The sequence below is a fragment of the Intrasporangium chromatireducens Q5-1 genome (assembly GCF_000576575.1).
Classification (GTDB): domain Bacteria; phylum Actinomycetota; class Actinomycetes; order Actinomycetales; family Dermatophilaceae; genus Intrasporangium_A; species Intrasporangium_A chromatireducens.
In genome coordinates, this window is record NZ_AWQS01000603.1 from 1 (window position 1) to 404 (window position 404).

1 protein-coding gene is annotated in these 404 nt (G+C 72.0%); it reads right to left on the reverse strand.

Going from position 1 to position 404, the window contains the following annotated elements:
* Positions 1–75 precede the first annotated feature (75 nt).
* On the reverse strand, positions 76–404 hold a 329-nt coding region (locus N864_RS23070; protein WP_034723145.1), incomplete at its 5' end, for a DUF5063 domain-containing protein.

Genomic DNA, 404 nt, shown 5'->3' on the forward strand with positions numbered 1-404 from the left:
CAAACTCCGGCGGAGTTTGCGCTCACTCGACGGTGGCGCGGAGCGGGAGCCCGCTCAGCGGCATACGAACGGGGGTCAGGGGTGGAGCGCGTCGAACTCCGCCTCGGCGACCTCCTCCTCGTCGGCGTCGAGGCGCAGGTGCGACATGACCGACTGGAGCACGCGCAGCGCGCTCGACGCACGGTCGCCCCAGGCGGAGAGGTAGCTGAACTGCCACCACCACAGCGCCTCCGCCTGCCGGCCGGCGGCGAAGTGCTTGAGCCCGTGGGTCAGGGCGAGCGCGATGTCCGCGAGGTCGTTGCTGATGGCCCCCGGCGTCCGCTCGGCCGACGTCAGCGGGTCGACGACGTCGGCGTACTCGTCGATGCCGGCAAAGAGGTTCGCCAGGCCCGTGCGGAGCGGGT